This is a genomic window from Achromobacter pulmonis, assembly GCF_021733725.1.
In the GTDB taxonomy this organism is placed as follows: domain Bacteria; phylum Pseudomonadota; class Gammaproteobacteria; order Burkholderiales; family Burkholderiaceae_B; genus Achromobacter; species Achromobacter pulmonis.
This window is the reverse complement of record NZ_JAIFOT010000001.1, coordinates 1,486,009-1,510,811: the sequence shown is the minus strand read 5'-3', so window position 1 is coordinate 1,510,811 and position 24,803 is coordinate 1,486,009. Positions and strand designations below refer to the sequence as shown.

General features: G+C 68.7%; 25 protein-coding genes and 1 tRNA gene. 12 read left to right on the top strand and 14 right to left on the bottom strand.

Annotated elements, in window-relative coordinates:
• The first annotated feature begins 8 nt into the window (after nt 1-8).
• Nucleotides 9-104 (top strand) — tRNA-Sec (locus tag K2W61_RS06960).
• Between the two features lie 43 nt (nt 105-147).
• On the opposite strand, the gene K2W61_RS06955 is transcribed toward K2W61_RS06960, so the two are convergent.
• Entirely contained in the window at nt 148-699 is a 552-nt protein-coding gene (locus K2W61_RS06955) for a TlpA disulfide reductase family protein (RefSeq protein WP_175133279.1), read from the bottom strand.
• 15 nt (nt 700-714) lie between these two features.
• Complete coding sequence (locus tag K2W61_RS06950; RefSeq protein ID WP_175133278.1) at nt 715-1,812, bottom strand: transglutaminase-like domain-containing protein; 1,098 nt, start codon at nt 1,810-1,812, stop codon at nt 715-717.
• Between the two features lie 142 nt (nt 1,813-1,954).
• Between K2W61_RS06950 and selD the strand changes: the two genes are divergently transcribed.
• Nucleotides 1,955-3,016 carry a selenide, water dikinase SelD gene (gene selD / locus K2W61_RS06945; RefSeq protein WP_236755297.1) on the top strand — a complete coding sequence of 354 codons (1,062 nt, stop codon included), beginning with the start codon at nt 1,955-1,957 and terminating at the stop codon, nt 3,014-3,016.
• Nucleotides 3,017-3,044: 28 nt separating this feature from the next.
• Here selD and K2W61_RS06940 read toward each other — a convergent pair whose 3' ends face one another.
• The gene (locus tag K2W61_RS06940) at nt 3,045-5,108 is read right to left on the bottom strand and encodes an LTA synthase family protein (protein WP_236755296.1); all 2,064 of its coding nucleotides are present in this window, start codon (nt 5,106-5,108) and stop codon (nt 3,045-3,047) included.
• A gap of 244 nt (nt 5,109-5,352) precedes the next feature.
• Entirely contained in the window at nt 5,353-6,282 is a 930-nt protein-coding gene (locus tag K2W61_RS06935; protein ID WP_175133275.1) for a LysR substrate-binding domain-containing protein, read from the bottom strand.
• 172 nt (nt 6,283-6,454) lie between these two features.
• Between K2W61_RS06935 and K2W61_RS06930 the strand changes: the two genes are divergently transcribed.
• From K2W61_RS06930 to K2W61_RS06920, 3 genes are read left to right on the top strand one after another with little or no spacing between them, the layout of a single operon-like run.
• Entirely contained in the window at nt 6,455-6,694 is a 240-nt protein-coding gene (locus K2W61_RS06930; RefSeq protein ID WP_175133274.1) for a DUF2917 domain-containing protein, read from the top strand.
• Nucleotides 6,691-7,335: a 2-hydroxychromene-2-carboxylate isomerase gene (locus K2W61_RS06925; protein ID WP_175133273.1), complete on the top strand. Its 645-nt coding sequence runs from the start codon at nt 6,691-6,693 to the stop codon at nt 7,333-7,335. The genes K2W61_RS06930 and K2W61_RS06925 overlap by 4 nt, the downstream gene beginning before the upstream one ends.
• A gap of 19 nt (nt 7,336-7,354) precedes the next feature.
• Nucleotides 7,355-7,591 carry a hypothetical protein gene (locus K2W61_RS06920; RefSeq protein WP_236755295.1) on the top strand — a complete coding sequence of 79 codons (237 nt, stop codon included), beginning with the start codon at nt 7,355-7,357 and terminating at the stop codon, nt 7,589-7,591.
• 27 nt (nt 7,592-7,618) lie between these two features.
• Here K2W61_RS06920 and K2W61_RS06915 read toward each other — a convergent pair whose 3' ends face one another.
• Both K2W61_RS06915 and adh read right to left on the bottom strand, forming a co-directional pair.
• Nucleotides 7,619-7,996 (bottom strand): DUF779 domain-containing protein, encoded by a 378-nt coding sequence (locus tag K2W61_RS06915; RefSeq protein WP_175133272.1) that lies wholly within the window; start codon nt 7,994-7,996, stop codon nt 7,619-7,621.
• A 25-nt stretch (nt 7,997-8,021) separates the two neighbouring features.
• Nucleotides 8,022-9,551, bottom strand: a complete 1,530-nt coding sequence (adh, locus tag K2W61_RS06910) for an aldehyde dehydrogenase (protein WP_175133271.1) — start codon at nt 9,549-9,551, stop codon at nt 8,022-8,024.
• A gap of 227 nt (nt 9,552-9,778) precedes the next feature.
• On the opposite strand from adh, the gene K2W61_RS06905 reads away from it, so the two are divergent.
• Nucleotides 9,779-11,653, top strand: a complete 1,875-nt coding sequence (locus tag K2W61_RS06905; protein ID WP_236755294.1) for a sigma-54-dependent Fis family transcriptional regulator — start codon at nt 9,779-9,781, stop codon at nt 11,651-11,653.
• Nucleotides 11,654-11,660: 7 nt separating this feature from the next.
• Here the strand turns inward: K2W61_RS06905 and trpC are convergent, their stop codons facing one another.
• The 6 genes from trpC to rpe form a co-directional block, all read right to left on the bottom strand.
• Complete coding sequence (gene trpC / locus K2W61_RS06900; RefSeq protein WP_175131960.1) at nt 11,661-12,449, bottom strand: indole-3-glycerol phosphate synthase TrpC; 789 nt, start codon at nt 12,447-12,449, stop codon at nt 11,661-11,663.
• Nucleotides 12,446-13,477 carry an anthranilate phosphoribosyltransferase gene (gene trpD, locus K2W61_RS06895; protein WP_236755293.1) on the bottom strand — a complete coding sequence of 344 codons (1,032 nt, stop codon included), beginning with the start codon at nt 13,475-13,477 and terminating at the stop codon, nt 12,446-12,448. The genes trpC and trpD overlap by 4 nt, the downstream gene beginning before the upstream one ends.
• A 12-nt stretch (nt 13,478-13,489) precedes the next feature.
• Nucleotides 13,490-14,056: an aminodeoxychorismate/anthranilate synthase component II gene (locus K2W61_RS06890; RefSeq protein WP_175131958.1), complete on the bottom strand. Its 567-nt coding sequence runs from the start codon at nt 14,054-14,056 to the stop codon at nt 13,490-13,492.
• A gap of 59 nt (nt 14,057-14,115) precedes the next feature.
• The gene (gene trpE / locus K2W61_RS06885; protein ID WP_175131957.1) at nt 14,116-15,636 is read right to left on the bottom strand and encodes an anthranilate synthase component I; all 1,521 of its coding nucleotides are present in this window, start codon (nt 15,634-15,636) and stop codon (nt 14,116-14,118) included.
• Between the two features lie 276 nt (nt 15,637-15,912).
• Nucleotides 15,913-16,620 carry a phosphoglycolate phosphatase gene (locus K2W61_RS06880; protein ID WP_236755292.1) on the bottom strand — a complete coding sequence of 236 codons (708 nt, stop codon included), beginning with the start codon at nt 16,618-16,620 and terminating at the stop codon, nt 15,913-15,915.
• Between the two features lie 11 nt (nt 16,621-16,631).
• On the bottom strand, nt 16,632-17,351 hold the full coding sequence (gene rpe / locus K2W61_RS06875) for a ribulose-phosphate 3-epimerase (protein ID WP_236755291.1): 720 nt from the start codon (nt 17,349-17,351) through the stop codon (nt 16,632-16,634).
• A 45-nt stretch (nt 17,352-17,396) separates the two neighbouring features.
• Here rpe and apaG point away from each other — a divergent pair, with 45 nt between their 5' ends.
• From apaG to K2W61_RS06850, 5 genes are all read left to right on the top strand, one after another.
• Entirely contained in the window at nt 17,397-17,771 is a 375-nt protein-coding gene (gene apaG / locus K2W61_RS06870; protein WP_054503625.1) for a Co2+/Mg2+ efflux protein ApaG, read from the top strand.
• Between the two features lie 39 nt (nt 17,772-17,810).
• Entirely contained in the window at nt 17,811-19,112 is a 1,302-nt protein-coding gene (gene mltA, locus K2W61_RS06865) for a murein transglycosylase A (RefSeq protein ID WP_236755290.1), read from the top strand.
• Nucleotides 19,109-20,278, top strand: coding sequence for a UbiH/UbiF family hydroxylase (locus K2W61_RS06860; protein ID WP_175131953.1), 1,170 nt, complete (start codon nt 19,109-19,111; stop codon nt 20,276-20,278). Before mltA ends, K2W61_RS06860 begins: the two co-directional genes overlap by 4 nt.
• Nucleotides 20,279-20,423: 145 nt before the next feature.
• Nucleotides 20,424-21,224 carry a DsbC family protein gene (locus K2W61_RS06855; protein ID WP_236755289.1) on the top strand — a complete coding sequence of 267 codons (801 nt, stop codon included), beginning with the start codon at nt 20,424-20,426 and terminating at the stop codon, nt 21,222-21,224.
• A 63-nt stretch (nt 21,225-21,287) separates the two neighbouring features.
• Nucleotides 21,288-22,244, top strand: a complete 957-nt coding sequence (locus K2W61_RS06850) for a D-2-hydroxyacid dehydrogenase family protein (protein ID WP_175131951.1) — start codon at nt 21,288-21,290, stop codon at nt 22,242-22,244.
• Nucleotides 22,245-22,334: 90 nt separating this feature from the next.
• Here K2W61_RS06850 and ttcA read toward each other — a convergent pair whose 3' ends face one another.
• On the bottom strand, nt 22,335-23,348 hold the full coding sequence (gene ttcA / locus K2W61_RS06845; protein ID WP_236755288.1) for a tRNA 2-thiocytidine(32) synthetase TtcA: 1,014 nt from the start codon (nt 23,346-23,348) through the stop codon (nt 22,335-22,337).
• 2 nt (nt 23,349-23,350) lie between these two features.
• Nucleotides 23,351-23,710 carry a dihydroneopterin aldolase gene (folB, locus tag K2W61_RS06840; protein WP_006392515.1) on the bottom strand — a complete coding sequence of 120 codons (360 nt, stop codon included), beginning with the start codon at nt 23,708-23,710 and terminating at the stop codon, nt 23,351-23,353.
• 123 nt (nt 23,711-23,833) lie between these two features.
• Between folB and K2W61_RS06835 the strand changes: the two genes are divergently transcribed.
• Complete coding sequence (locus K2W61_RS06835; protein WP_236755287.1) at nt 23,834-24,736, top strand: NAD(P)/FAD-dependent oxidoreductase; 903 nt, start codon at nt 23,834-23,836, stop codon at nt 24,734-24,736.
• The last annotated feature ends 67 nt before the right edge of the window (nt 24,737-24,803 follow it).

The following is a 24,803-nucleotide window of genomic DNA, read 5'->3' as shown; positions in this document are numbered from 1 at the left end:
GTCTTTCCGGAAGGCATCCGTGTCCGGTGGCACGGCCGGGCTTCAAACCCGGTTGGGGGCGTCAGACGCTCCCAGGTAGGTTCGACTCCTGCTGCCTTCCGCCAATCCTTCTCGCGGGCGGTCCCCGGTTCTGCCATCGCGCTGGCGTCAGCGCGGCGCCGCGCGCAACATCCTGGTGACGACGCGGTTGATGTTCTCGGCCTGCCAGTCAAGGGCGCCGAGATGCCAGTGGCGGATGCTGCCGCTGCGGTCGACCAGATAGTTGGCGGGCAGGCCTGCGGCGTTCCATTTCCTTGAGGTCGTGCTGTTGCGGTCGTGCAGGACGGTGCCGGCGATGGGCCATTTGGCCAGAAAGGTGGTGATCTTTCCCAGGGCTTCGCCAACGTTGACGGCGACCAGGCGCAGGCCTTCTTCGCGGTGGCGTTTGGCCATGGCGGACATGAGGGGGATTTCGTCGCGGCAGGGATCGCACCAGGTGGCCCAGAAGCTGACGATGACGACATTGCCGCGCCAGGCGGCAAGTTTCTGTTCGCGCCCCGAGAGGTCTGGCAGGACCAGAGGCGGGGTGGGCAGGGTCCAGGGCGCCCAGTCGGGGCCGGTGGCAGCCTTCAGGGCGCTGTCGCTGGCGGCGGCGCGGGCCCAGGCGGGCAGCGCCGCCAGCGACAGGGCGGATTGCAGGAGCAGGCGGCGGCTGGCCATGGCGACGCCGCCGGGTCACGTGGCTAGCTGGCGCGCGCTCAGGGTGTAGCGGAAGCTGTCGGGGTCGAGGCTGTCGAGGCGGCCGTCGGCGGTTTCGCCGTTGGGGTACATCAGGAACGGGATGGGACCGTGGGCGGTGCCGGGCAGGGCGACGTCGTGGCCGTGGTTGTAGGCCACCCAGTTCATTTCCCAGGCGCCGAACAGCATGACGCGGGCGGCACGCACGCGCGCGTCGGTGGCGGGCAGGTCGCCGGGCGGTTCTTCCAGCATGACCTTGCGCACGTCGGCCGGGTCGACCGGGATCCAGCCGTAGCCGTCGGCGTAGAACTCGGCGCGGCAATGCTGCGCCTTTGTCACGTCGCCGGCTTTGCCTAGGCTCTTGAAGCCAAGCTGCGAGTTGGCCACGCGCAGCCCGTAGGCATCGCGGGCAGGGATGCCGGCCGCGCGCGCCAGGGCGACGAACAGCGCGTTGATGTCGGCGCATTTGCCGTTCAGGTCGTTGGCGGTGAGCATGTAGCGCACGTCGCCGGTGCCGCAGCCCGGGGTGGCGGCGGTGCGGCAGGTGTTGGCGACCACCCAGTCATAGAGGGCGCGAGCGCGCGCCAGGGCGCCCTGGTGGCCTGCGGTGATGCGGTCGGCGGTGCTTTTGACGATGCCGTCGGTCGGCAGCAAAGCGGTGGGCCTGAGGAATTCACGCAGGGTGGCGGCGCTTTCGCGCGGCGCGCCCGGGGACGGTCGGGTCAGGTCGACGCGCCGGTTGCGGGTCTGGAATCGGCTGGTGACTTTGACCTCGCGCGGCGCCTGGGCGTCGGGCCATTGCACCGCCAGCATCCGCACATCGTAGCCGGGCGCCTGCACCAACTGCGCCTCGCCGCCACCGCTGACCAGCCAGGCGCTCTGCACGCCGCGCTGGTAGTCGGTGTCGGTGGCATAGGGCACGGGAATCCAGATGCGGGCCTGGGCGCCGGGGTCCTGGAGGCGGACCAGGGTGGTCAATTCGAAGGTACGCCAACCGGCGTCCACAGGCGCCTGCGCGGCGCGCGCGGCCAGGGGCAAGGCCGCTTGGGTGGCGCACAGGGCGCCCGAGAAACGGAGAAAGTGTCGGCGGTCCATGAAGCCCTCACGCGTGGTGAATGTTGGCTGTCGGTGCGCCCGGTGGCGGGCGGCCGTCCGTTGCTGCCTGCTGCTTGGCTCATCATAGGGCTATTTGGGGGCGCGGTGCTATCCTTTTCCCATCCCCTACGGAGAGACCGACATGACCCAGGATGCAGCGTCCGCGGCGGTGCCGCGCTTGACTTCGTTATCGCATGGCGGCGGCTGCGGCTGCAAGATCGCGCCCGGCGTGCTGTCGCAGCTGCTGGCGCGCTGTGGGCCGGCTACCGCCTACCCCGGCCTGCTGGTGGGTACCGAAACCGCCGACGATGCCGCCGTCTACCGCCTCAACGACGAGCAGGCGCTGATCGCGACCACCGACTTCTTCATGCCGATCGTCGACGATCCCTACGATTTCGGCCGCATCGCCGCCACCAACGCGCTGTCGGACGTGTACGCCATGGGCGGCACGCCGATCATGGCGCTGGCGATTGTCGGCATGCCGATCAACGTGCTGCCGCACGCGGTCATCGCCGATATCCTGCGCGGCGGCGAGTCGGTCTGCCGGGATGCCGGCATCCCGGTCGCGGGCGGCCACAGCATCGATTCGGTCGAGCCGATCTACGGCCTGGCGGCGATGGGGCTGGTGCATCCGGACCGCATCAAGCGCAATGCGGACGCGCGCGCCGGCGATGTGCTGGTGCTGGGCAAGGGATTGGGGGTAGGCATCCTGTCGGCGGCCTTGAAGAAGAACCGGCTGGATGCGGACGGCTACCGCGTGATGATCGACACCACCACCCGCCTGAACCGCCCCGGCGCGGCGTTGGCGGCGATGGATGGCGTGCACGCCATCACCGACGTCACCGGTTTCGGCCTGCTGGGCCATGCGCTGGAGATGGCGCGCGGCGCGGGGCTGACGGCCACCTTGCGGCGCGAGGCGCTACCGTGGTTGCCGGGCGTGCGCGCCTTGGCCGCCGATGGCGTGATCACGGGCGCATCGGGCCGCAACTGGGCCTCGTACGGCGCCTCGATCCGGCTGGGCGCGGATGTCACCGATACCGAGCGCGCCCTGCTGACCGATCCGCAGACCTCCGGAGGGCTGTTGGTGGCCTGCGCGCCCGAAGCGGCGCCGGCGGTGCTGGACCTGTTCCGCCAGCAGGGCTTCGCCGATGCCGCCGTTGTCGGCGAGATGCGCGCGGGCGAGGCGCTGGTGCGCGTCGACTAGCCCGCCATACGTTGCCGCCCCGGCCGTCTCAGGGCCGGTCAGGCCGCAATGACACCTGGTGCTGCACCTGATAATTGATCTGCCATTGCAGCAAGGGGGCATAGGCGTCGAGCCGGGCCTGTTCGGCCGCCTGGGCCGGCGTTGCCGCCTGCTCGGCGGCCAGTGCCAGGCCCGTCTGCGCGGCCCATGGCAGGATGCGGCCCTGCCGGTCGCTGCGGTAGGCGCCATCGCGCGTGATCAGCAGGCGCGGGTTGTTGAAGCCGAAGCACCATTGCGGATCGGGCCGCGCGGCCAGCAGGTCGCAGCCGCTGCGGAAGTATGGCGTGTCCGGCAGGCTCAGGTGATACAGCGTCGGCAGGATGTCCTTGTGGCTGCCCGGCCGCGAGGGATCGTAGGTCGACTGCCCGCGATAGGCGGCCGGCACGTACAGATAGAAGGGCACCGCGTGGGCCAGCGCGGCATCGGTCTCCCGGGCATAGTCGACGCCCAGGATATTGTGGTCGCCAGTGACGGCGACGATGGTGCGGGCGCCCTGGGGCGAGCTTTTCAAGCCGGTCAGGAAGCGGCCCAATTGGTCATTGGCATAGCGCAAGGTGTCGAACGCATCCTCCAGGCCCGACCAGTGGGCGTAGTAGGGCAGCCGCTTGATATCGCGCAGGTCCAGGCCGCCGCGCTGGCCGCCCTCGGGCACCAGGAAAGGCGGATGGTGGGTCGTGGACAGGGCGACGATGAACAGCCGTTCGCCATCGCGGTCGGCCCGCGCCAGCCGCTCGGCGATATAGCGGAACATGTATTCGTCCGGCACGCCCCAGGCGCCCGGCCGGGCCTCGGGATAGCGCTGTTTCAGGGTCAGTTGGTCGGCGAATTCGTGCGCGCCCAGATGGCTGGCAAAGCGCCCCAGGTTGCGCCAGGTGGCCGCGCCCGAGGTGACGAACACCACCCGGTAGCCGCGCGCCAGGAAGGGCGTGAAGGCATTGCTTGCAAAGTCGGCGTGAGCCGCCGACGATTGGCTGATGGCCGGCACCGGGCTGCGCACCAGCAGGCGGCTGAGTGAATCGATGGTGCCGTTGCCTTCGGACAGGAAGCGGTCGAAGCGCCAGTCCTGCCGCCAATGCGGCCGCAGTGCGCCGAGCAGGTCGCGGCCGGGCAGGTCGTACATGGCCATGTGATGCCCCATGCTCTCCATCACCTGCAGCACGACATGGGGAGGCTGGTCGCGGGCCTGCGGATTGGCGCCGGTGCTGGCCATGAAGGGCTGCAGGCCATGGCCGGGGCGGCCCAGGAAGCGCTGGTACAGTTGCGCGCCCTCATCGTCGCTGACCGGCGTGAAGCGTTTGTCGTTGCCGCGCTCGGACAATGCCCAGAAGAACGCCGAAATGCCATTGGGCGCAATATCGTTGAGCAGGCGCAGCGACGAGATGCCGGCGTCGTCCTTGTTGAGCGGGAAGGTGCCGAGCGAGCCGCGGCAGGCCAGCACGGTGAGGCCGAGGATCAGCGCCAGCCGCGCCGCGCTGTGCGCCAGGCCGCGCCGTGCCAGTCGCGCGCGCAGGACCCCGGCGCCCCAGCGGCGCGCCAGCCAGTAGGTGGCGCCCAGCACCGCCGCCAGCAACGCCAGGGTCCGCAACACCGGATAGCCGTGCCACAGCGTCACCAGGATGGCGTGGGTGTCGTCGTCCATCAGGCCGAACACGAAGATGTCGATCGAGCGCGAAAAGGTGGCGAAGTAGTACACGCTGACCACCGTGCTGGCGGCGAACAGGGTTGCCAGCACGGCGCCCAGACCCGGCAGGCAGCGCAGCCACCGGGCCTGCATCGCCGGGCGGGCCGCCAGCACCAGCGCCGCCAGCAGCGGCGCCGCGAACGCGATCGCCGCGACCTTGATGTCGAACAGCAGGCCGACCAGCAGCGTGCGGTTGATGTCCTGCGTCAGCGCCGCGTAGGCGCCGGGAGGCGCATACGCGGCCAGCAGGTAGGCGCGGCCGGCGCCCTGCGCGAGTACCGACACCAGCCACGGCGCCAGCAGGATCAGAAAGGAACGTTGGAAATTGAGAAACCAGGTTTGCCAGGCGTCGGCGGAACGGAAGAGCTTCATCTGCGCCATGAAGAGAAAAGGCGGGGAAGCCGCCGGAAAACGGCGGCAACGGACCCGCGCCCGACAGGGGGGCGCGGGGGGCATTCGCAGGGGGAGTTCGGATCGATGCGGGCTATGCAGGCCGCAATCTACCGCAGGGGAGGCGCGAATCTATGAAGGTTTGTATAGAACTTGTAGCGTGCCGCCCAGGGAGAGGCCGGGTCTGTCAGTCCGACAATGTTGGCGCGCGGGCGGATATCGGTATTTATCGGTCCGATTCCGGTGTCAGCAGCGGCGCCGTGGCCGTGGCTTGCTGCACCAGCCAGCGCGTCACGATCTCGGCATCGGGCGTGCTGCGGCGGGCGTTGCGCACCAGCCAGTAGGCGTGTTCGGTGGCGTCTGCCGGTTGGCCCCCCACCGTGACTAGGCGGCGGTCTGCCAGCATCGGCGCGATCAACGCCAGCCGTCCCAGCGCGATGCCGTGGCCGGCCAGCGCCGCGTGCACGATCTGGTCGTACTGGTTGAAGCGCAGCATGCCTTTGGGCCGCACTCGGCCCAGGCCGCGCGCATTGAGCCATTCCGACCATTGCAGCCAGGGCCGGGTGGGATCGTCGAATTCGAGCAGTACGTGGCGCTGCAATTCGCGCGCGTCCAGGGCGCGCGCCTGGAGCGAGGGATGGGCCACCGGCACCACGGATTCGCCGAACAGCCAGATAGCGCCGTCCGGCACCGTGTCGCGCAGGCTGTAGCGGATGGCGATGTCGACGCTTTCGCGGTCGATGTCGATGACCCGGTTGTCGGCCGCCACGCGCACGTCGATATTCGGATAGGCCGCCTGGAAGTCCCCCAGCCGCGGCAGCAGCCACAGCGACGCCACGCCGATGGTGGTGGTGACCGTGACCGGCGTGCGGCGTTCCGGCGCGCGCAGTTGTTCGGTCAGATCGCCCAGCTGGCTCAGCCAGGTGTCGGCCATCCGGAACAGTTGCGCGCCCTCGGAGGTGAATGAGACGCTGCGAAAGCCCCGCACCAGCAGCGGCACGCCCAGATGGGCCTCCAGCGCCCGGATCTGCCGGCTGACCGCCGACTGTGTCACGTGCAGGTCCTGAGCCGCCAACGTGATGCTCATGCGGCGGCCGACGGCGACGAAGCCGCGCACCAGGTCAAGCGGAGGGAGTTTGGCCAAGGGGTATGACATTCGTAAAACTCATGCGTATGCGGCGGAAATGTCGCTTGAGCAATATAACGCCTGCGGCGTCCAATATGACTCAGACGACGGGTGAAGCGGTGGCAAGCCGATGACGCCCGCCATGATGGCCGCCATCGCGGCGGGGGGTTGCGCCATGATCCGAATATGTTGCACTGCGGGAATGTCATTCCGTTTGGCCCAGGGTTCGACTATGCTGCTCAGGCGCGCCTCGGGGGTTCGCATCGTCTGTCATGCCGGCACGGTCTGGATGTCCGAGTATCGGTGCCGCGATGACAGCGTGCTGCAAGCCGGCGAGTCCATCATCGTGGCCAGCAATCGCGACGTCGTCCTCAGCGGCCTGCCGCAAGCGCAGGTCGCCCTGATATCCCGGGTTTCCCCGTCGTTGGAGCTTTTGTCATGAATGCGCCCCTGCCTGCCATGCCCCGCCTCGAGATGTGGTTCGATTTCGCCAGCCCATACAGCTACCTGGCGATCGAGCGCATCGAGGCCTTGGCGAGGCAGGCTGACGTGCGGGTCGACCTGCGGCCGTTCCTGCTGGGGCCGATCTTCCAGGCCCAGGGTTGGCACGACACGCCTTTCCGGCTGTTTCCTGGCAAGGGCGCCTACATGATGCGCGACATCGCCCGCCTGGCCGAAAAATACGGCGTGCCTTACCACCGTCCGAGTTTGTTTCCGCGCATGAGCGTGCTGCCCGCCCGCATCGCGCGGCTGGGTCAGGACGAACCGTGGTGCCGCGATTTCTGCCTGGCCGTGTTCCGCGCCAATTTCCAGCATGACCAGGACATCCAGGCCGAGGACGTGGTGCATACGCTGTTGACCGGCCTGTCGCTCGATGCCGATGCATTGATCGCGCGTGGCAAGTCCGAGGCCGCCAAGGAGGCGTTGCGCCGCCAGGTGGACCAGGCGCGCAACCTGGGCCTGTTCGGCGCGCCCACCTTCTTTGTCGATGGCGAGATGTTCTGGGGCAATGACCGCCTCGAAGACGCGCTTGAATGGACCCGCCGCGCGGCCGTCGGCGTCCGGGCCGCGGCCAACGGCTGAAACCGTCCGAGCCATTGCCGTGCCGCCATCGCCTGGCGGCGGCATCGTCGCTTTACGGACGTTTGTTCCTTTTTTCCTCGACGTTTTATCCGCAATGAAAAACAGCAGCAGTCCGCTTCGCGGCGCACCCATGCCGGGTGGCCGTTCGTTCACGCAATTCCGCGCCGCGCGCATCCGTCGCGTTTCGTTCCAGTGGCAGCAGCAGTCCGGCAGCGCAGAGCCGGCCGCCAAGGGCGGCGGGCCGCAGCGCACCTGACGCGCCGCGCCCGCCCTGGGGGGGGCCTCAGCCGTGCGTGACCGGCGCCACGTTGGCCCACTCCTCGTCCGAGTACAGCCGGGAACGCAGCAGAAAGCGCTGGCCTTCGGCGCTATCGAGCGAAAAGGCGCCGCCGCGTCCGGGCACCGCGTCGATGATCAACTGGGTGTGCTCCCAGTAGGCGAACTGGTCTTCGCCCATGTAGAACGGGCAACCCTCCAGATCGCCCAGCAGCACGTCCGAAGCGCCCACCATGAACTCGCCCTGCGCATAGCACATGGGCGAGCTGCCGTCGCAGCAGCCGCCGGACTGGTGGAACATCAGCGGCCCGTGCCTGGCTCGCAGGGTCTCGATCAAGGCACGGGCCGCGTCGGTGGCGACCACGCGGGGAGTGGGTCCTGGCATGATGGGCTCCTCGCCGCCCCGGGGGTCAGAAGAACCCCAGCTTCTTGGGCGAATAGCTCACCAGCAGGTTCTTGGTCTGCTGGTAGTGGTTGAGCATCATCTTGTGGTTCTCGCGGCCGATGCCCGATTGCTTGTAGCCGCCGAAGGCCGCATGCGCGGGATAGGCGTGATAGCAATTGGTCCATACGCGCCCGGCCTTGATGGCGCGGCCCATGCGATAGCACGTGTTGGCATCGCGCGACCAGACGCCCGCGCCCAGGCCGTAGAGCGTGTCGTTGGCCAGCGCCAGCGCGTCATCGGCGTCCTTGAACGTGGTCACCGCCACCACGGGCCCGAAGATCTCTTCCTGGAACACGCGCATCTTGTTGTGGCCCTTGAAGACGGTGGGCTGCACGTAGTAGCCGCCTTCGAGCGCGCCCGGCAGCTGCGCGCGCGCGCCGCCGGCCAGCACCGCCGCGCCTTCCTGCTTGCCGATGTCCAGGTACGACAGGATCTTCTCCAATTGCTCGGTCGACGCCTGCGCGCCCAGCATGGTGTCGCCATCGAGCGGGTTACCCTGCTTGATCTCGGCCACGCGCTTGAGCGCGCGCTCCATGAACTTGTCGTAGAGCGATTCCTGGATCAGCGCGCGGCTGGGGCAGGTGCAGACCTCGCCCTGGTTGAGCGCGAACATGACGAAGCCTTCGATGGCCTTGTCCAGGAAGTCATCGTCCTGCGCGGCCACGTCGGCAAAGAAGATGTTGGGCGACTTGCCGCCCAGCTCCAGCGTCACCGGGATGATGTTCTGCGACGCATACTGCATGATCAGGCGGCCGGTGGTGGTTTCGCCGGTGAAGGCGATCTTGGCGATGCGCTTGCTGGAGGCCAGCGGCTTGCCCGCTTCCAGGCCGAAGCCGGTGACCACGTTGACCACGCCCGGCGGCAGCAGGTCCCCCACCAGCTCCATCAGCAGCAGGATGCCCAGCGGCGTCTGCTCGGCCGGCTTGAGCACCACGCAGTTGCCCGCGGCCAGCGCCGGCGCCAGCTTCCAGGCGGCCATCAGGATGGGAAAGTTCCACGGGATGATCTGGCCGACCACGCCCAGCGGCTCGTTGAAGTGATAGGCCACGGTGTCGTGGTCGATCTCGGACAGCCCGCCTTCCTGGCTGCGGATGCACGAGGCGAAATAGCGGAAGTGGTCGATCGCCAGCGGGATGTCGGCGGCGCGGGCCTCCCGGATCGGCTTGCCGTTGTCCCAGGTCTCGGCGGTGGCCAGGCGTTCGAGGTTGGCTTCCATCACGTCGGCGATGCGCATCAGGATCTGCGCGCGTTCGGCCGCCGGGGTCGCACCCCATTTGGGCGCGGCGCGATGCGCGGCGTCCAGCGCCAGTTCGATGTCGCGTTCTTTCGAGCGGGCGTTGCGGGTCAGCACCTGGCCGGTGACGGGCGTGACGTTGTCGAAGTATTCGCCGTCGGCGGGCGCCTGCCATTTGCCGTCGATGAAGTTGTCGTACTGCGTCCTGAGGTCCAGGCGCATGCCATAGGATTCGGGGGTGACGCGGGTTGCGATGTCCATGCTTGTCTCCGTATAGATCGGTGTAACGGCAGTCGGGTGCCTGCTTCGTATCAAGCAAACCGCGTGCCATGTCGGGGGACGCGGCTGGACAAGCGCGCGTGCCGCGTGCGAAAGTACATTTCCACGCGCCGGCAAGGGCGTGGGCGGTCTGGCGCCGCCCCAGGGTGTCGCGTTTCGCGACACCGTCGCGGAACAGGTGTCGCAGAACACCGTCCAAGGAGACATGCATGGCCACTCAATCCCGTTGGCAATCGCTGACGCACGCGCGCCAGCTGTTCAACCAGCAGGGCGTGGTGCCCGGCGGGCTGGTCGCCGAGCCCATCCTGCGTTCCTGGCGGCGCTGCGCCGACCTGGGTATCGACATGCGCGGCGCCCGCCGCGCCGAACCCATGACCGCCGCCGAATTGCGCGAGGCGCGCCAGCGCAACGAAGCCCTGCGGCGCATGTCGGAACCGGCCATGGCGCTGTTGCGCCGCGAGGGCGGCAGCGATGGGCTGGTGATCCTGTCAGATGCGCAGGGGCTGGTGCTGGACAGCGACGGCGACATCGATTTCGCGCAACGCGCCTCGCGCGTGGCCCTGATGCCCGGCGCCCCATGGGACGAAGCGGCGGCCGGCACCAATGCCATCGGCACCGCGCTGGCGGAAGGCCGCTCTATCATCGTCGACGGCGCCGAACACTACTTCGAGCCGAACCGCATCCTGACCTGCGCGGCGGTGCCGATCACCGACAGCGAAGGCCGCATGCTGGGGGTACTGGACCTGTCCAGCCCGGCGCGCGAGGTGCGCCCCGACGTGCTGGCGCGGGTGCGCGCGGCCGTCGACCTGATCGAACACCAGTTGTTCGATACGGCGCATGAACCCTGCGCGGTGCTGCATCTGCACGTCGACCGTTCCGGCCTGGGCACGCCCGGCGAGGGGTTGCTGGCCTTCCAGGGGGACCTGCTGGTCGGGGCCAACCGCCGCGCCATGCAGGCCCTCGGCCTGGCGGCCACGGCGCTGGGCGTCTATCGCTATGCGGATCTGTTCGACGGCGACCTGGAGCAGGCGCCCGACGCGGCTGGGCGCGTGCATGCGCGCGGCGGCGCCATCTATCACGCGCGCTTGCGCCGGCCCCGCGCCCGCCCGCCGGTGGCGCCGCCGCGCCTGCCAGCCACGCCGGCCACGCCGGCGCCGCTGGCGCGCGGCGAGGCGGCCAGCTTCGACGCCGCCACCCTGAGCGCGCTGGCGCGCGCGGTGCATCTGTCGGACGCGGGTGTTTCGATTCTGCTGCAAGGCGAGACGGGGGCCGGCAAGGAAGTGTTCGCGCGCCAGCTGCACGCGCGCAGCCGCCGCGCCGGCGGCCCGTTCGTGGCGGTCAATTGCGCGGCGCTGCCCGAAACCCTGATCGAATCCGAATTGTTCGGCTACGAAGACGGCGCGTTCACTGGTGCGCGCCGCCAGGGCAGCAAGGGCTTGCTGCGGCAGGCGCACGGCGGCGTGCTGTTCCTGGACGAGATCGGCGACATGCCGCTGGCATTGCAGTCGCGCCTGCTGCGGGTGCTGCAATCGCGCGAAGTGTCGCCGCTGGGCGCGGCGCGGCCGGTGCCGGTGGATTTCACGCTGGTGTGCGCCACCCATCGTCCGCTGGCGCATGAAGGGGCCGGCGCGCCGGTGCGCGCCGACCTGTATTTCCGCATCGCCGAATACACCGTGACGCTGGCGCCGCTGCGCGAGCGCGTCGATCTGCGTGAACTATTGCGCGCGCAGTGGGCCGCGCAAGGCGCGGGGCCGGTGTTGCCGGCCGAGATCGAGGAAACCCTGGTGCGCTATGCCTGGCCCGGCAACTACCGCCAACTGGCGGCGGTGCTGCGCACGCTGCATGTGCTGGCGGGCGCGTCAGGCGTGGTCGAGCGCAACATGCTGCCGGCCGACATCGGCGGCGCGGCGGCGGCGCCGTCCCTGCCGCCCGCGACCAGCCTGCAGGCGGTGGCCGACGATGCGATCCGGGCGGCGCTGGCCGCGCACGCGGGCAACGTCAGCGCCGCGGCGCGCGCACTGGGCGTGCATCGCAGCACGTTATACCGGCGCGCCGCCGCACTGGGGGTGGCGCGTCCGCGCTGATCCGGGGTCAGCCGACCAGCCGGGCCAGCTCGGCGCCCGGGTCGGGGGCGCGCATGAAGGCCTCGCCGACCAGGAAGGCATCGACCTTGTGCTCGCGCATGCGGCGCACGTCCTCGGGCGCCAGGATGCCGCTCTCGGTCACCACGCGCTTGCCGGCGGGAATGCGCGGCAACAGATCCAGCGTGTTCTGCAGGCTGGTCTCGAAGGTGCGCAGATTGCGGTTGTTGATGCCCAGCAGCGGCGTCTTGAGGGTCAGCGCGATGTCCAGTTCCTGGGCATCGTGCACTTCCACCAGCACGTCCATGCCCAGCTCCATGGCCAGCGTTTCCATCTCGCGCAGTTGCGCCGGGGTGAGCGCGGCCACGATCAGCAGCACGCAGTCGGCGCCCATCGCGCGCGCCGAGATGATCTGGTAGGGGTCGATCACGAAGTCCTTGCGCAGCACCGGCAGCGAGCACGCCGCGCGCGCCTGGCGCAGGTGGTCGTGCGAGCCCTGGAAGAACTGCACGTCGGTCAGCACCGACAGGCAGGCCGCGCCATGCACGGCATACGAGGATGCAATTTCAGCCGGTTGAAAGGTCTCGCGCAGCACGCCCTTGGACGGCGAGGCCTTCTTGATTTCGGCGATGACGCCGGCCTTGCCCTGCGAGATCTTGTCTTCGATGGCCTGGGCGAAGCCGCGCACGTCCTGGCGCGCCTGCGCTTCGCGCAGGACTTCGGCTTCGCTGCGCATCTGGCGCGCGGCGGCGACTTCCTCGGCCTTGACGGCGAGGATCTTCGCGAGAATATCGTTCATTTCTGGAATTTCCGGGTATATGCGCAGAAATCTTCCAGCTTGGCTCGCGCCGCGCCGGTGGAGATCAGTTCAAATGCTAGCGCTAACGCTGCGGGAATGGAATCGGCTTTGTTGCCTGCGTAAATGGCCAGGCCCGCATTGAGCGCGACGATATCACGGGCGGTGCCCGGGACATTGTCCAGCGCTTCAATGACAAGCTCGCGCGATTGTTCGCGATTGGACACCTTGATGCCGCGGTTGGACATCATGGATAGCCCGTAGTCCTCGGGGTGGATTTCGTACTCGCTGATCTTGCCGTCCTTGAGCTCGCCCACCAGGGTGGCGCCGCCCAGCGAGGCCTCGTCCATGCCGTCCTTGCCATGCACCACCAGCACGTGGCGCGAGCTCAGGCGTTCCAGCACGCGCACCTGGATGCCGACCAGGTCGGGGTGGAACACGCCCATCAACTGGTTGGCGGCGCCGGCCGGATTGGTCAGCGGGCCGAGGATGTTGAAGATGGTGCGCACCGCCAGTTCCTTGCGGACCGCGGCCACGTTCTTCATCGCGCCGTGGTGGGCCGGCGCGAACATGAAGCCGATGCCGGTGGCCTGGATGCACTCGGCCACCTGCTCGGGCGTCAGCACCAGGTTGGCGCCCAGCGCTTCCAGCACGTCGGCGCTGCCGCTCGAGGACGAGGCGCTGCGGTTGCCGTGCTTGGCGATGGGCACGCCGGCCGCCGCCGCCACGAACATGGCGGTGGTGGAAATGTTGAAGGTGTGGCTGCCGTCGCCGCCGGTGCCGCACATGTCGAGCAGGTCTTCGGGGTTGGGCGTGACCACCGGCGTGGCGAATTCGCGCATGACCTGCGCAGCCGCGGTGATTTCGCCGATCGTTTCCTTTTTCACGCGCAGGCCCATCAGCAGCGCGCTGGCGATCTGCGGCGACATCTCGCCGCGCATCAGCGTGCGCATCAGGTGCAGCATTTCGTCGTGGAAAATTTCGCGGTGTTCGATACAGCGCGTCAGCGCTTCGGAGGGGGAGATCGTCACGGTGCGTCCTTCTTAGGCGAGGTTCAGGAAATTGCGCAGCAGGGCGTGGCCGTGTTCGCTGAGCACGGATTCGGGATGGAACTGTACTCCGTACAGGGGCAGCGTCTTGTGGCGCACGCCCATGATGTCGCCATCCGGGGCCGTGGCGGTCACGGCCAGGCAGTCGGGCAGGGTCGCCGGGTCGATGGTCAGCGAGTTGTAGCGGATGACAGTGTACGGCGTCGGCAGGCCGGTGAAGATGTCCGTTCCGGTATGCGAAATCTGCACGGTCTTGCCGTGCATGATCTGCTGGGCGCGGACGATGTCGCCGCCATAGGCGGCGCCGATGGCCTGGTGGCCCAGGCATACGCCCAGGATCGGCTTCTTGCCGGCGAAGGCCTGGATGACGGGCACCGAGATGCCGGCCTCGGCCGGCGAGCAGGGGCCGGGCGACACGCAGATGCGGTCGGGGTTGAGCGCGGCGATCTCTTCCAGGGTGATCTGGTCGTTGCGCGCCACGCGCACGTCCTCGCCCAGCTCACCGAAGTACTGGACCAGGTTGTAGGTAAACGAGTCGTAGTTGTCGATCATCAACAGCATTTTTTTCTCCAGGCGGGCCGGCGCGCGGCCCGGGGCGGTCATTGGGGGCGTCGGGCGTCTCAGATGGGCTCGTCCAGGCCGTGCTGGACCTGCTCGGCGGCGCGCAGCACGGCGCGGGCCTTGGCCTCGGTCTCGGCCCATTCGGCTTCGGGATTGGAGTCGGCAACGATGCCGGCGGCGGCCTGCACGTACAGCGTGCCGTCCTTGATGACGCCGGTGCGGATGGCGATGGCCACGTCCATTTCGCCGCCATAGCTGAGGTAGCCGGCCGCGCCGCCGTAGATGCCGCGGCGCACGGGTTCGAGTTCGTCGATGATCTTCATGGCCTCGACCTTGGGCGCGCCGGTCAAGGTGCCGGCCGGGAACGAGGCGCGCAGCACGTCCATGCTGCTCATGCCGGGATTCAGGTTGCCGGTGACGTTGGACACCAGATGCATCACGTGCGAATAGCGCTCGATCACCATGGTGTCGCTGACCTTGACCGAACCCACTTCGGCGACGCGGCCGACGTCGTTGCGGGCCAGGTCGATCAGCATCACGTGCTCGGCCACTTCCTTGGGATCGGCCTTGAGCTCGGCGGCCAGGGCGGCGTCTTCCTCGGGCGTGGCGCCGCGCTTGCGGGTGCCGGCCAGCGGGCGGATGGTGACCTGCGACTTGGGCGCGCCGTCCACCACCACGCGCTCCTGGCGCACCAGGATCTCGGGCGAGGCGCCGACCACCTGGAAATCACCGAAGTTCCAGAAGTACATGTAGGGAGAGGGATTGAGCGAGCGCAGGGCGCGGTACAGCGAGAGGGGGGAGTCGCGGAAGGGCTTGGCGATGACCTGGCCGATCTGCACCTGCATCAGGTCGCCGGCGGCGATGTGCTCCTTGGCGCGGCGCACGGCCGCCAGGTAGTCTTCCTTCTTGAAGTCGCGCCGTTCCTCGGTCTGCATGCTGGCGTGGCTGTAGGGGATCTCGACCGGGCGTCGCAGGCGCGCGCGCAGGTCGTGCAGGCGCTGCTGCGCGCGGCTGTAGCTTTCGGGCTGGCCCGGGTCGGCGTAGACCATCAGGTAGATGCGGCCGGCCAGGTTGTCGACGATGACCAGCTCGTCCACGTGCATCAGCATCAGGTCGGGGGTGCCGCCTTCCATGCCGGCCGGGAACGGTTTGACGGCGGGGCCCAGGCACGGCTCGATGTGGCGCACCGTGTCGTAGCCGAAATAGCCGGCCAGGCCGCCGCAGAAGCGCGGCATGCCGGGGCGCAGGGCCACCTTGAAACGGGCCTGGTACTGCTCGATGAAGGCCAGCGGATCGCCGTCATGGGTTTCCACCACCTGGCCGTCGTGCAGCACTTCGGTGCGGGTGCCGCTGGCGCGGATCACCGTGCGGGCCGGCAGGCCGATGAAGGAATAGCGGCCGAAGCGTTCGCCGCCCACCACCGATTCCATCAGGCAGGTCATGCGGCCGCCCTGCGGGCCGGCGTGGGCCAACTTCAGGTAGATGCCCAGCGGGGTGTCCAGGTCGGCGTAGGTCTCGGCGACCAGCGGGATGCGGTTGTAGCCTTGGGCGGCGAGGGCTTTGAATTCGATTTCGGTCATGTCGGTCTCGGGGGCGATGGGTATCTGCTTGGGACCAGGCACACAACAAAAAGCCCGGTCCAGGTTACTGGTTCCGGGCTTGGCTCTGTGTTCTACACAGTATCGGCGCTAGGCGGTGTGGTACGCGTCTAGGGCCGGGAAGGGAATCATCGCCACCCGGAAGACAAACGCCACCAGCGCCACGAGGCGCCGAGCATTTGGTTCTGGATGGAAACGTTCATCAGGGAGATATCGGTTCGATAGTCAGGTATGCCGTCAAAGGCGTGGACCCCGGCTTCAGGCCTGGGCTTTCGCGGCGTTCTGGTTTTGATTCCAGAGCTCCACCCACTGGGCGGCGTTGACGAGCGTGTCCACTATACCATCGACATCGAGCTCGCGCACGTCACGTCCTTCGTTGTAGCCATACGGCACCACCAGCACCTGGGTGCCGGCGCTGCGGCCGGCCTGGGCGTCGTTGATGGAATCGCCGATAGTGACGGCCTCGGCCACCGTCACGCCCAGCAGTTCGCAGGCGTGCAGCACCTGGTCCGGGTCGGGCTTGCGGCGGGTGCAGGTGTCGCCGCACACCACCGCGTCGAAAAACCCGGCCAGGCCGGTGCGTTGCAGCAGCGGCAGGGTGAATTCGGTGGGCTTGTTGGTGACCACGGCCAGCTTCAGGCCCTGTTCGCGCATGTGCTTGAGGCCCTCGATGACGCCCGGGTAGACCTGGGCGCGTTCGCCGTTGACCAGGTGGTAGTGGCGGTAGAAGGCCTCGCGCGCCCGGTCGAAGTCCTCGGGCGAGGGATCGGCGGCGTCCAGGCTGCCGGCCAGGCTGCGGCGCACCAGGTTGTCCACCCCTTTGCCGACGAAGGTGGCCACGACATCCTCGCGCAGGGCGATCATGCCGAGTTCCACGCGCATGGCGTTGGCGGCGAAGGCCAGGTCGGGGATGGAGTCGAGCAGGGTGCCGTCCAGGTCCAGCAGCGCGGCGCGAAAGGGAGTCATGGCGGGGTTCCTCAGACGGCGGTGGTTTCGCCGATGGCGATCTGCTCGCGCATGGACTTGATGATGCCGGGGTAGTCGGGCTTGCCGAAGATGGCCGAGCCGGCCACGAAGGTGTCGGCGCCGGCGCGGCGGATCTCGGCGATGTTGTCGATCTTCACGCCGCCGTCCACCTGCAGCACGATTTCCTGGCCGCCGGCCTGGGTCCAGGCGTCGATGCGGGCGCGGGCCTCGCGCAGCTTGGTCAGCGCGCCGGGGATGAAGCTCTGGCCGCCGAAGCCGGGGTTGACCGACATGATCAGCACCAGGTCGACCTTGTCCATGACGTGGTCCAGGTAGGACAGGGGCGTGGCGGGGTTGAACACCAGGCCGGCCTTACAGCCGTTCTCGCGGATCAGCGACAGGGTGCGGTCGACGTGGCGGCTGGCTTCCGGGTGGAAGCTGATGTAATTGGCGCCGGCCTTGGCGAACATCGGCACCAGGGCGTCCACCGGCTCGACCATCAGGTGCACGTCGATCGGCACGGAAACATGGGGACGGATCGCCGCGCAGACCATGGGGCCGATGGTCAGGTTGGGCACATAGTGGTTGTCCATCACATCGAAGTGGATCCAGTCGGCGCCGGCGGCGACCACATCGCGCACTTCCTCGCCCAGGCGGGCGAAGTCGGCGGACAGGATGCTGGGGGTGATGCGGGTGGTGGTAGACATGGCGTTCGGGGTGGGTAAGGGCATAATGTGCCATTATTGCAGCTTGCTCGTGCCACACAGGAAAGGACTGTGAAACCCTACGACCTGAGCGTCTCTGTCACTCCGCGCTTCGTGCCTGAACAGTCCGATCCCGGCGAACAGCAGTTCGTGTTCGCCTATACCGTGCGCATCACCAACACCGGTGAGCATCCGGCCCAGGTGATCAGCCGCCACTGGATTATCACCGATGGCAACCAGCGCGTGCAGGAAGTGCGCGGGCTGGGCGTGGTGGGCCAGCAGCCGCTGCTGGCGCCGGGCGAGACCTTCGAATACACCAGCGGCTGCCCGCTGCCCACGCCGGTCGGCACGATGCGCGGCACCTATCATTGCGTCGGCGAGAACGGCATTCCGTTCGAAGTGCCGATTTCCGAATTCGTCCTGGCCATGCCGCGCACCCTGCACTGACGGGACGCGGCCATACGTTGTACGGTTTTCCATCTGCTCATGAAGCGCATTCTTAGCCTGTCCGTGCTGTCGGTCCTGCTGGCGGCGTGTACCACCCCTTCAGAGATCCCGCCCGAGTCCGGCGCGCCCGGCGCGCCCGGCGCCCGCCCCGCGGCCGTCGACGGCCCGCTGGTGGTGCCGGCGCTGTCGGCCCTGCCCGATACGCCGCCGCGCGCCCTGGCCGGCAAGTACAAGGCCGGCACCTGGGCCGAGATGCCGGGCTGGAGCAGCGACGACCTGAGCCAGTTCTGGCCCCTGTTCCTGCGCAACTGCAAGGGGCTGATGCGCCCGACCAGCGGCAACCTGGCCGCGCCCGCGCGCGCCACGCCGCGCGCCTGGCAGCCGGTCTGTGCCGCCGCGGCCGACCCGTCGCGGGCGCCGGCCGCCAACGATCCCGAGGGCGTGCGCCGCTTTCTGCAGACCTATCTGCAACCGTGGCGCCTGAACACGGCCGACGGCAAGCCGGCCACCAATACCGTCACCGGCTACTACGAGCCGCTGGTGCGCGGCTCGCGCCGCCAGGGCGGCCACTACCAATGGCCGCTGTACGCGGTGCCGGCCGACCTGCTGACCATCGACCTGGGCTCGGTCTACCCCGACCTGGCCGGCAAGCGTGTGCGCGGCAAGCTCGAAGGCAAGCGCGTCGTGCCCTACGACACCCGCGCTGCCATCGAGGCCTCCGGCCGCCGCCCGCCGGTAGTGGTGTGGGTGGACGACCCGGTCGACAATTTCTTCCTGCAGGTGCAGGGCTCGGGCCGCGTGCTGCTGACCGACGGCCCCGACAGCGGCAAGACCATCCGCGTGGCCTACGCCGACCACAACGGCCAGCCCTACGTATCCATCGGCCGCTGGCTGGCCGAGCGCGGCGAACTGTCCGCCGACCAGGCCTCGATGCAGAACATCCGCGCCTGGGCCCGGCGCAATCCCAAGCGCGTGCCCGAAATGCTCAATGCCAACCCGGCCGTGGTGTTCTTCCGCGAAGAGCCGGTGATCGACCCCGAACTCGGGCCCAAGGGCGCCTATGGCGTCAACCTGGCGCCGAAACGCGCCATCGCGGTGGACGCCGGTTTCGTGCCGCTGGGCACGCCGGTGTTCCTGGCCACCACCTTCCCGGCTTCCGACCGGCCGCTGCAGCGCCTGGTGTTCGCGCAGGACACCGGCACCGCCATCCGCGGCGCGGCGCGCGCCGACTTCTACTGGGGCTTCGGCGATGAGGCCGGCCAGCAGGCCGGACGCATGAAGCAACGCGGCCAGATGTGGCTGCTGTGGCCGAAACAGGCCGGGGAGCCGACCGCAAGATGACACACCAGATCGTGGTTTGCGGGGCCGGCATCGTCGGCCTGTCCTCGGCCCTGGCGCTGGCCCGCCGCGGCCAGCGCGTGGCCCTGCTGGCGCCGCGCGTGACCGTGCCGCCGGCCGATCCCAACCATTACCATGCGCGCGTCTACGCCATTTCGCCCGCCAGCCAGCGTTTCCTGGCCGAGCTGGGCGTGTGGGAGGCGATGCCGTCGGCCCGCCTGACGCCGGTGCAGGCCATGGAGATCCATGGCGACGCCGACGGCCTGGTGCACCTGAACGCCTGGCAGGCGGCGCTGCCGCAATTGGCCTGGATCGTCGAATCCGGCGAAATCGAGCGGGTGCTGATCCAGGCGGTGCGCATGTTCGGCATCCCCTGGCTGGAAGACCGCTGCACCGGCTACCAGGCCGGCACGGTGGAAACCGAGAGCGGCGCGCGCATCCAGGCCGAATTGTTCGTCGGCGCCGATGGCGCGGCCTCGCCGCTGCGCACCGCCGCCGGCCTCAAGCACGACGCCGTCTCCTACAACGACACCGGGCTGGTGGTGAACCTGGACGCCGAGCGCGCCCACCAGGGCACCGCCTTCCAGTGGTTCCGCGACGACGGCGTGCTGGCGCTGCTGCCGCTGCCGGATACGGCCGACGGTCCGCAGGTGTCGATGGTCTGGTCGATGCGCGACGCGCAGGCGCGGGAATTGCTGGCCTTGCCCCCCGACGCACAGGCGCCCCGGCTGGAGTCGCTGCTGGAGCACGCAGCGCAGGGCCGGTTGGGCCGCCTGAAGGTGCGCAGCAAGCTGCATGGCTTCCCGCTGACGCTGGAACGCGCGCAGATGGTGGCGCCTGGCATCGCGCTGGCCGGCGACGCCGCCCACCGCCTGCATCCGCTGGCGGGGCAGGGGCTGAACCTGGGCCTGGGCGACGTCGAGGCGCTGGCGCGCACCGTGGCCGGGCGCGAGTCCTACCGCCAGGCCGGCGACCTGCGGGTGCTGCACCGCTACCAGCGCGCCCGCGCCGAGCCGGTGTTGGCCCTGCGGCTGGCCACCGACGGCCTGCACAAGCTGTTCGGCTCGCGCGCCACGCCGCTGGCCTGGCTGCGCAACGCCGGCATGCATTGGGTCGAGCGCGCGCCGTTGATCAAGCGGCGCCTGATCGCCGGGGCGTCGACCAACTGAGCATCAGCCGCCGGCGTGGAACCCGGCGGCGGCCGGCAGGTCTGATTCCGGCTCCCCCGGGCGCGCATTCCCGCGGCGCGGGGAATGCATCGGTTACGCTTTCGGCCGTAGACCGCGATATGTCACGATCCAAACAGGAGTCCGCATGAATTTCCGTTTCCCCGCCGTATTGGCCGCCAGTTGCATGGCCGCGGGTCTGGGCCTGTCCGGCGCCCTGGCGCACGCCGCCGGCGACAAATCCGTCTCCACCACTGCGGTCGGCCAGACGGACAAGGGCAGCAAGCGCTATGCCACCACCCAGGTGGCGCCGGCTGACCCGGTGGCGGACGCGGTCAAGGACCGTTTCCGGCAGCGCTTCACCGGCATGGACGTGACCGCGGTGCGCCGCACGCCCTATGGGCTGTTCGAGGTGCAGGTGGGCATGGACCTGATCTACACCGATGAAAAAGTGACCTGGGTCATGGAAGGGCCGCTGATCGACGCCATGACGCGCCGCGACGTCACGCGCGAGTCGCAGGAAAAGCTCGGTTCGGTCCCGTTCGATCAGCTGCCGCTGGACCTGGCCCTCAAGCAGGTCAAGGGCGATGGTTCGCGCAAGGTCGCGATTTTCGAAGATCCCAACTGCGGCTACTGCAAGCAGCTGCGCAAGACGCTGGAAGACGTTGACAACATCACCGTCTACACCTTCCTCTATCCAATCCTGTCGCCGGACTCCAATACCAAGGTGCGCGATGTCTGGTGCGCCTCGGACCCGGGCCAGGCCTGGGATGACTGGATGCTGCGCGGCAAGAAGCCGGCCGCCGCCGATTGCAGCGTGCCCGAGGACAAGCTGCTGGCGCTGGGCAAGCAACTGATGGTGCGCGGCACCCCGACCCTGTTTTTTGCCGACGGCTCGCGCATCAGCGGCGCGCTGCCGCTGGACCAGCTCAAGGCACGATTGAACTGACCGGCGCGGGTCGCGTCGGCCGGGCGGCTGGCGCGGCAAGCGCCACGCCACCCGGAGACAGACTTGAAAATCGCAATACTCGACGATTACCACGACGTCGCCAAGCGCTACGCGGATTGGGAATCCCTCGGCGGCGATGCCGAAGTGCGGATCTTCAACAACTTCATCCCCGATGACCAGGTAGACGCGACGCTCGAACCCTTCGACGTGATCGTGGCCATGCGCGAACGCACGCCATTCCCCGCCGGCCGCATCCGCGCGCTGCCGAACCTGCGCCTGCTGGTCACCACCGGCATGCGCAACAACGCCATCGACCTGCCGGCCTGTGCCGCGCAGGGCATCGTGGTCAGCGGCGCGCCGGGCAGCGCTGACGCCAGCACCGCCACCGCCGAACTGGCCTGGGCCCATATCCTGGGCCTGTTCAAGCACTTGCCCGCCGAAGACGCGGCAATGCGCCGCGGCATGTGGCAGACCGGCATGCCCGAACCCCTGGCCGGCAAGCGGCTCGGCGTGCTGGGGCTGGGCAAGCTGGGCGCCGCGGTGGCCAGGGTCGGGCTGGCCTTCGGCATGGACGTGGTGGCCTGGAGCCCCAACCTGACCGACGAGCGCGCCCGCGAGGCCGGCGTCACGCGGGTCGACAAGCACGAACTGTTCTCGACCTCCGACGTGGTCAGCCTGCATCTGATCCTGTCCGAGCGCAGCCGCCATATCGTCGATGCCGCCGCGTTGGCCGCGATGAAGCCGACCGCCTACCTGGTGAACACCTCGCGCGCCGGACTGGTGGACCAGGAGGCGTTGATGGACGCGCTGGTGAAGTTCCGCATCGCCGGCGCCGGCCTGGACGTGTATCCGGAAGAGCCGCTATCGCCAACCGACAGCGTGCGCGACCTGGACAATGTCATCCTGACGCCACACCTGGGCTATGTCAGCCGCGAGAACTTCGAGGCCTTCTACCGCAACGCGTTGGAGGCCGTGAAGGCCTGGCGTGACGGTCAGCCGGTGCGGGTGTTGAACGCCTGAGCCGGCTCGACGAAAAGGCCCCGAAAATCCACCGGCGGGTGGGTCTTCGGGGCCTTTTGCCGTGCGCGTTCGGCGCGCGCGGGGCGGCGTTCAGCCGCGGGTGAAGATGACTTTCTTTTCGACGATGCCGGCCGCATCCGGCGTGGCGGGCGTATCGCCACAGGCCTCGGCGGTTGCCGCCGACGGATCGACCGCGTCGAATGCCGTGTCGCCATTGGCATCCGGCACCCCGGTCGGCTTGAGGCCGACGAAATCGAACAGGTCGCGGTCCATCAGGTGCGACGGCACTACCCGCGAGAGCGCGTTGAAGACGTTCCATGAACGGCCCGGATGCTGCCGGTCCCATTCCTTGATCATGCGGCCGACTTCCTTGCGCTTCAGGTTTTCCTGGGAGCCGCACAGGTTGCAGGGGATGATCGGGAACTGCTTGAGTTCGGCGTAGGCGATCAGGTCGGTTTCCGGCACGTAGGCCAGCGGCCGGATGACGGTGTGGCGGCCGTCATCGGACACCAGCTTGGGCGGCATGCCCTTGGCCTTGCCGCCGTAGAACAGGTTCAGGAAGAAGGTGCCAAGGATGTCGTCGCGGTGATGGCCGAGCGCAATCTTGGTGGCGCCCAGCTCCGAGGCCACGCGGTAAAGGATGCCGCGGCGCAGGCGCGAACAGAGCGAGCACATCGTCTTGCCCTCTTCGAGCACGCGCGTGACGATGGAGTAGGTGTCCTGGGTCTCGATGTGGAACTTCACGCCCAGCTCGGTGAGGTAGCGCGGCAGGATGTCGGCGGGAAAGCCGGGCTGCTTCTGGTCGAGGTTGACCGCGATCAGCTCGAACGGGAACGGCGCGCGCTTTTGCAGCTGGAGCAGGATGTCCAGCATGGCGTAGGAGTCCTTGCCGCCCGACAGGCACACCATCACGCGGTCGCCCGACTCGATCATGTTGTAGTCGGAAATGGCGCGCGTGGTTTCGCGCGCCAGCCGCTTGGTCAGCTTGTTGCCTTCGTGGCGGGCCTTCTTGTCGTCGGGGCCGGCCACGGCGGCGCCAGCCGGCGCTGCCGCATCGGTGTTTTCCGCCACGGCGCGGATGTCAGGGGAGGCGATATCGTTCATGGTCAACGCGAGATCTGGATTTCCACGCCCACCGCCGCACAGTCGGAAAAGGCCATGGGCTTGCTGATGCGCAGGCGCAGCGAGCGGATTTCATGGAAGTCGGCCAACAGGCGCGCGGCGACTTGTTCCACCAGGGTTTCGATCAGGTTCACGTGCGCCTGGGTGCATTCCTCGACGATGGCCTCGCGCAGGCGGCGGTAGTCCAGCACGCTGTGGATGTCGTGGTCATCGACCGAGCGCTGGATGTCGACGTCGAATTCGGCATCGACGTGCAGCGGCTGGGTCGCGCGGCGTTCGTGTTCGAGGATGCCGATGCGGGCGTCGAGCGCGAGCCCGGAAAGGATGATGCGGCGAGTGGGCATGATGAAAACCTGGGTGGAATCCCGGAATTGTAAGGCGGCGGCGGACCGGGCCGGGTCCGCTGGCTACAATCCGGCCATGGCCGGGCGCCCGCGCGGGGGCGGCGACGGCGAACAAGGGATGAAATGCAACAGATGCACGATGCGGTCATTGTAGGGGGCGGCCCGGCCGGCGCCTCCTGCGCCCTCTGGCTGGCCCGGCTCGGCCTGGCGCCGCTGCTGGTCGAGGCCGGCGGCCGCCTGGGCGGCCTGAGCGCGGGCAACCCATTCGTCGACGACTGGATCGCGGTGCTGCCCGGCATGACCGGCGAACAGGTGGCCGCCAACATCGACACCAGCGTGCGCGCCGCGGGCGTGCCGCTGCGCCTGGACACCCGGGTGACGGCCGTGCGGCCGTGCAAGGGCGGCATCGAGGCAACGCTTTCCGGCACCAATGGGGACGTATCGCAGGTGCGCGGCCGCACCCTGGTGATCGCCTCGGGCGTGCGTGCCAAGGGCTTTCCGGAACATCCGCCCGGCTCCAGCTGGCCCGGCGTGCTGATCGGGCCGGGTTCGCCCATCGTGGCGCAGGACTACTCCGGCCTGTCGGTGGCGGTGCTGGGCGGCGGCGACAACGCTTTCGAGAACTACGTCTACGTGCGCAACCGCGGCGCCCGCGCGGTGCACCTGTACGCCCGCAGCGTGCGGGCGCAGCAGCAATGGGTGCTGCGCGCCGGCAAGGAAGGCGTGCGCATCGGCCCGTATCAGGTCGACCCGGCCACGCGCAGCGTCGACGGCCAGCGCTATGACCTGATCCTGGTGTTCTACGGCTGGGAGCCGCAGGCGGCGTTTGCCGACGGCCTGCAGCTGGCGCGCGACGAGCGTGGCTACATCCGCACCGATTTCGCCACCGCCGAGACCAGCGTGCCGGACATCTACGCCATCGGCGAGGTGGCCCACCGCATGCATCCCTGCGTGGTCACGTCGATGGCGGACGGCGTGGTGGCCGCCAAGGCGATCCAGCGGCGCTGGGAACGAGCCGGGGAGTAGCGCCGGGCGCGCCGCCACGATGCGCCGCCGGCTGCGCACGCGTCCGGATTGAGTTCCGCCAGCGCAC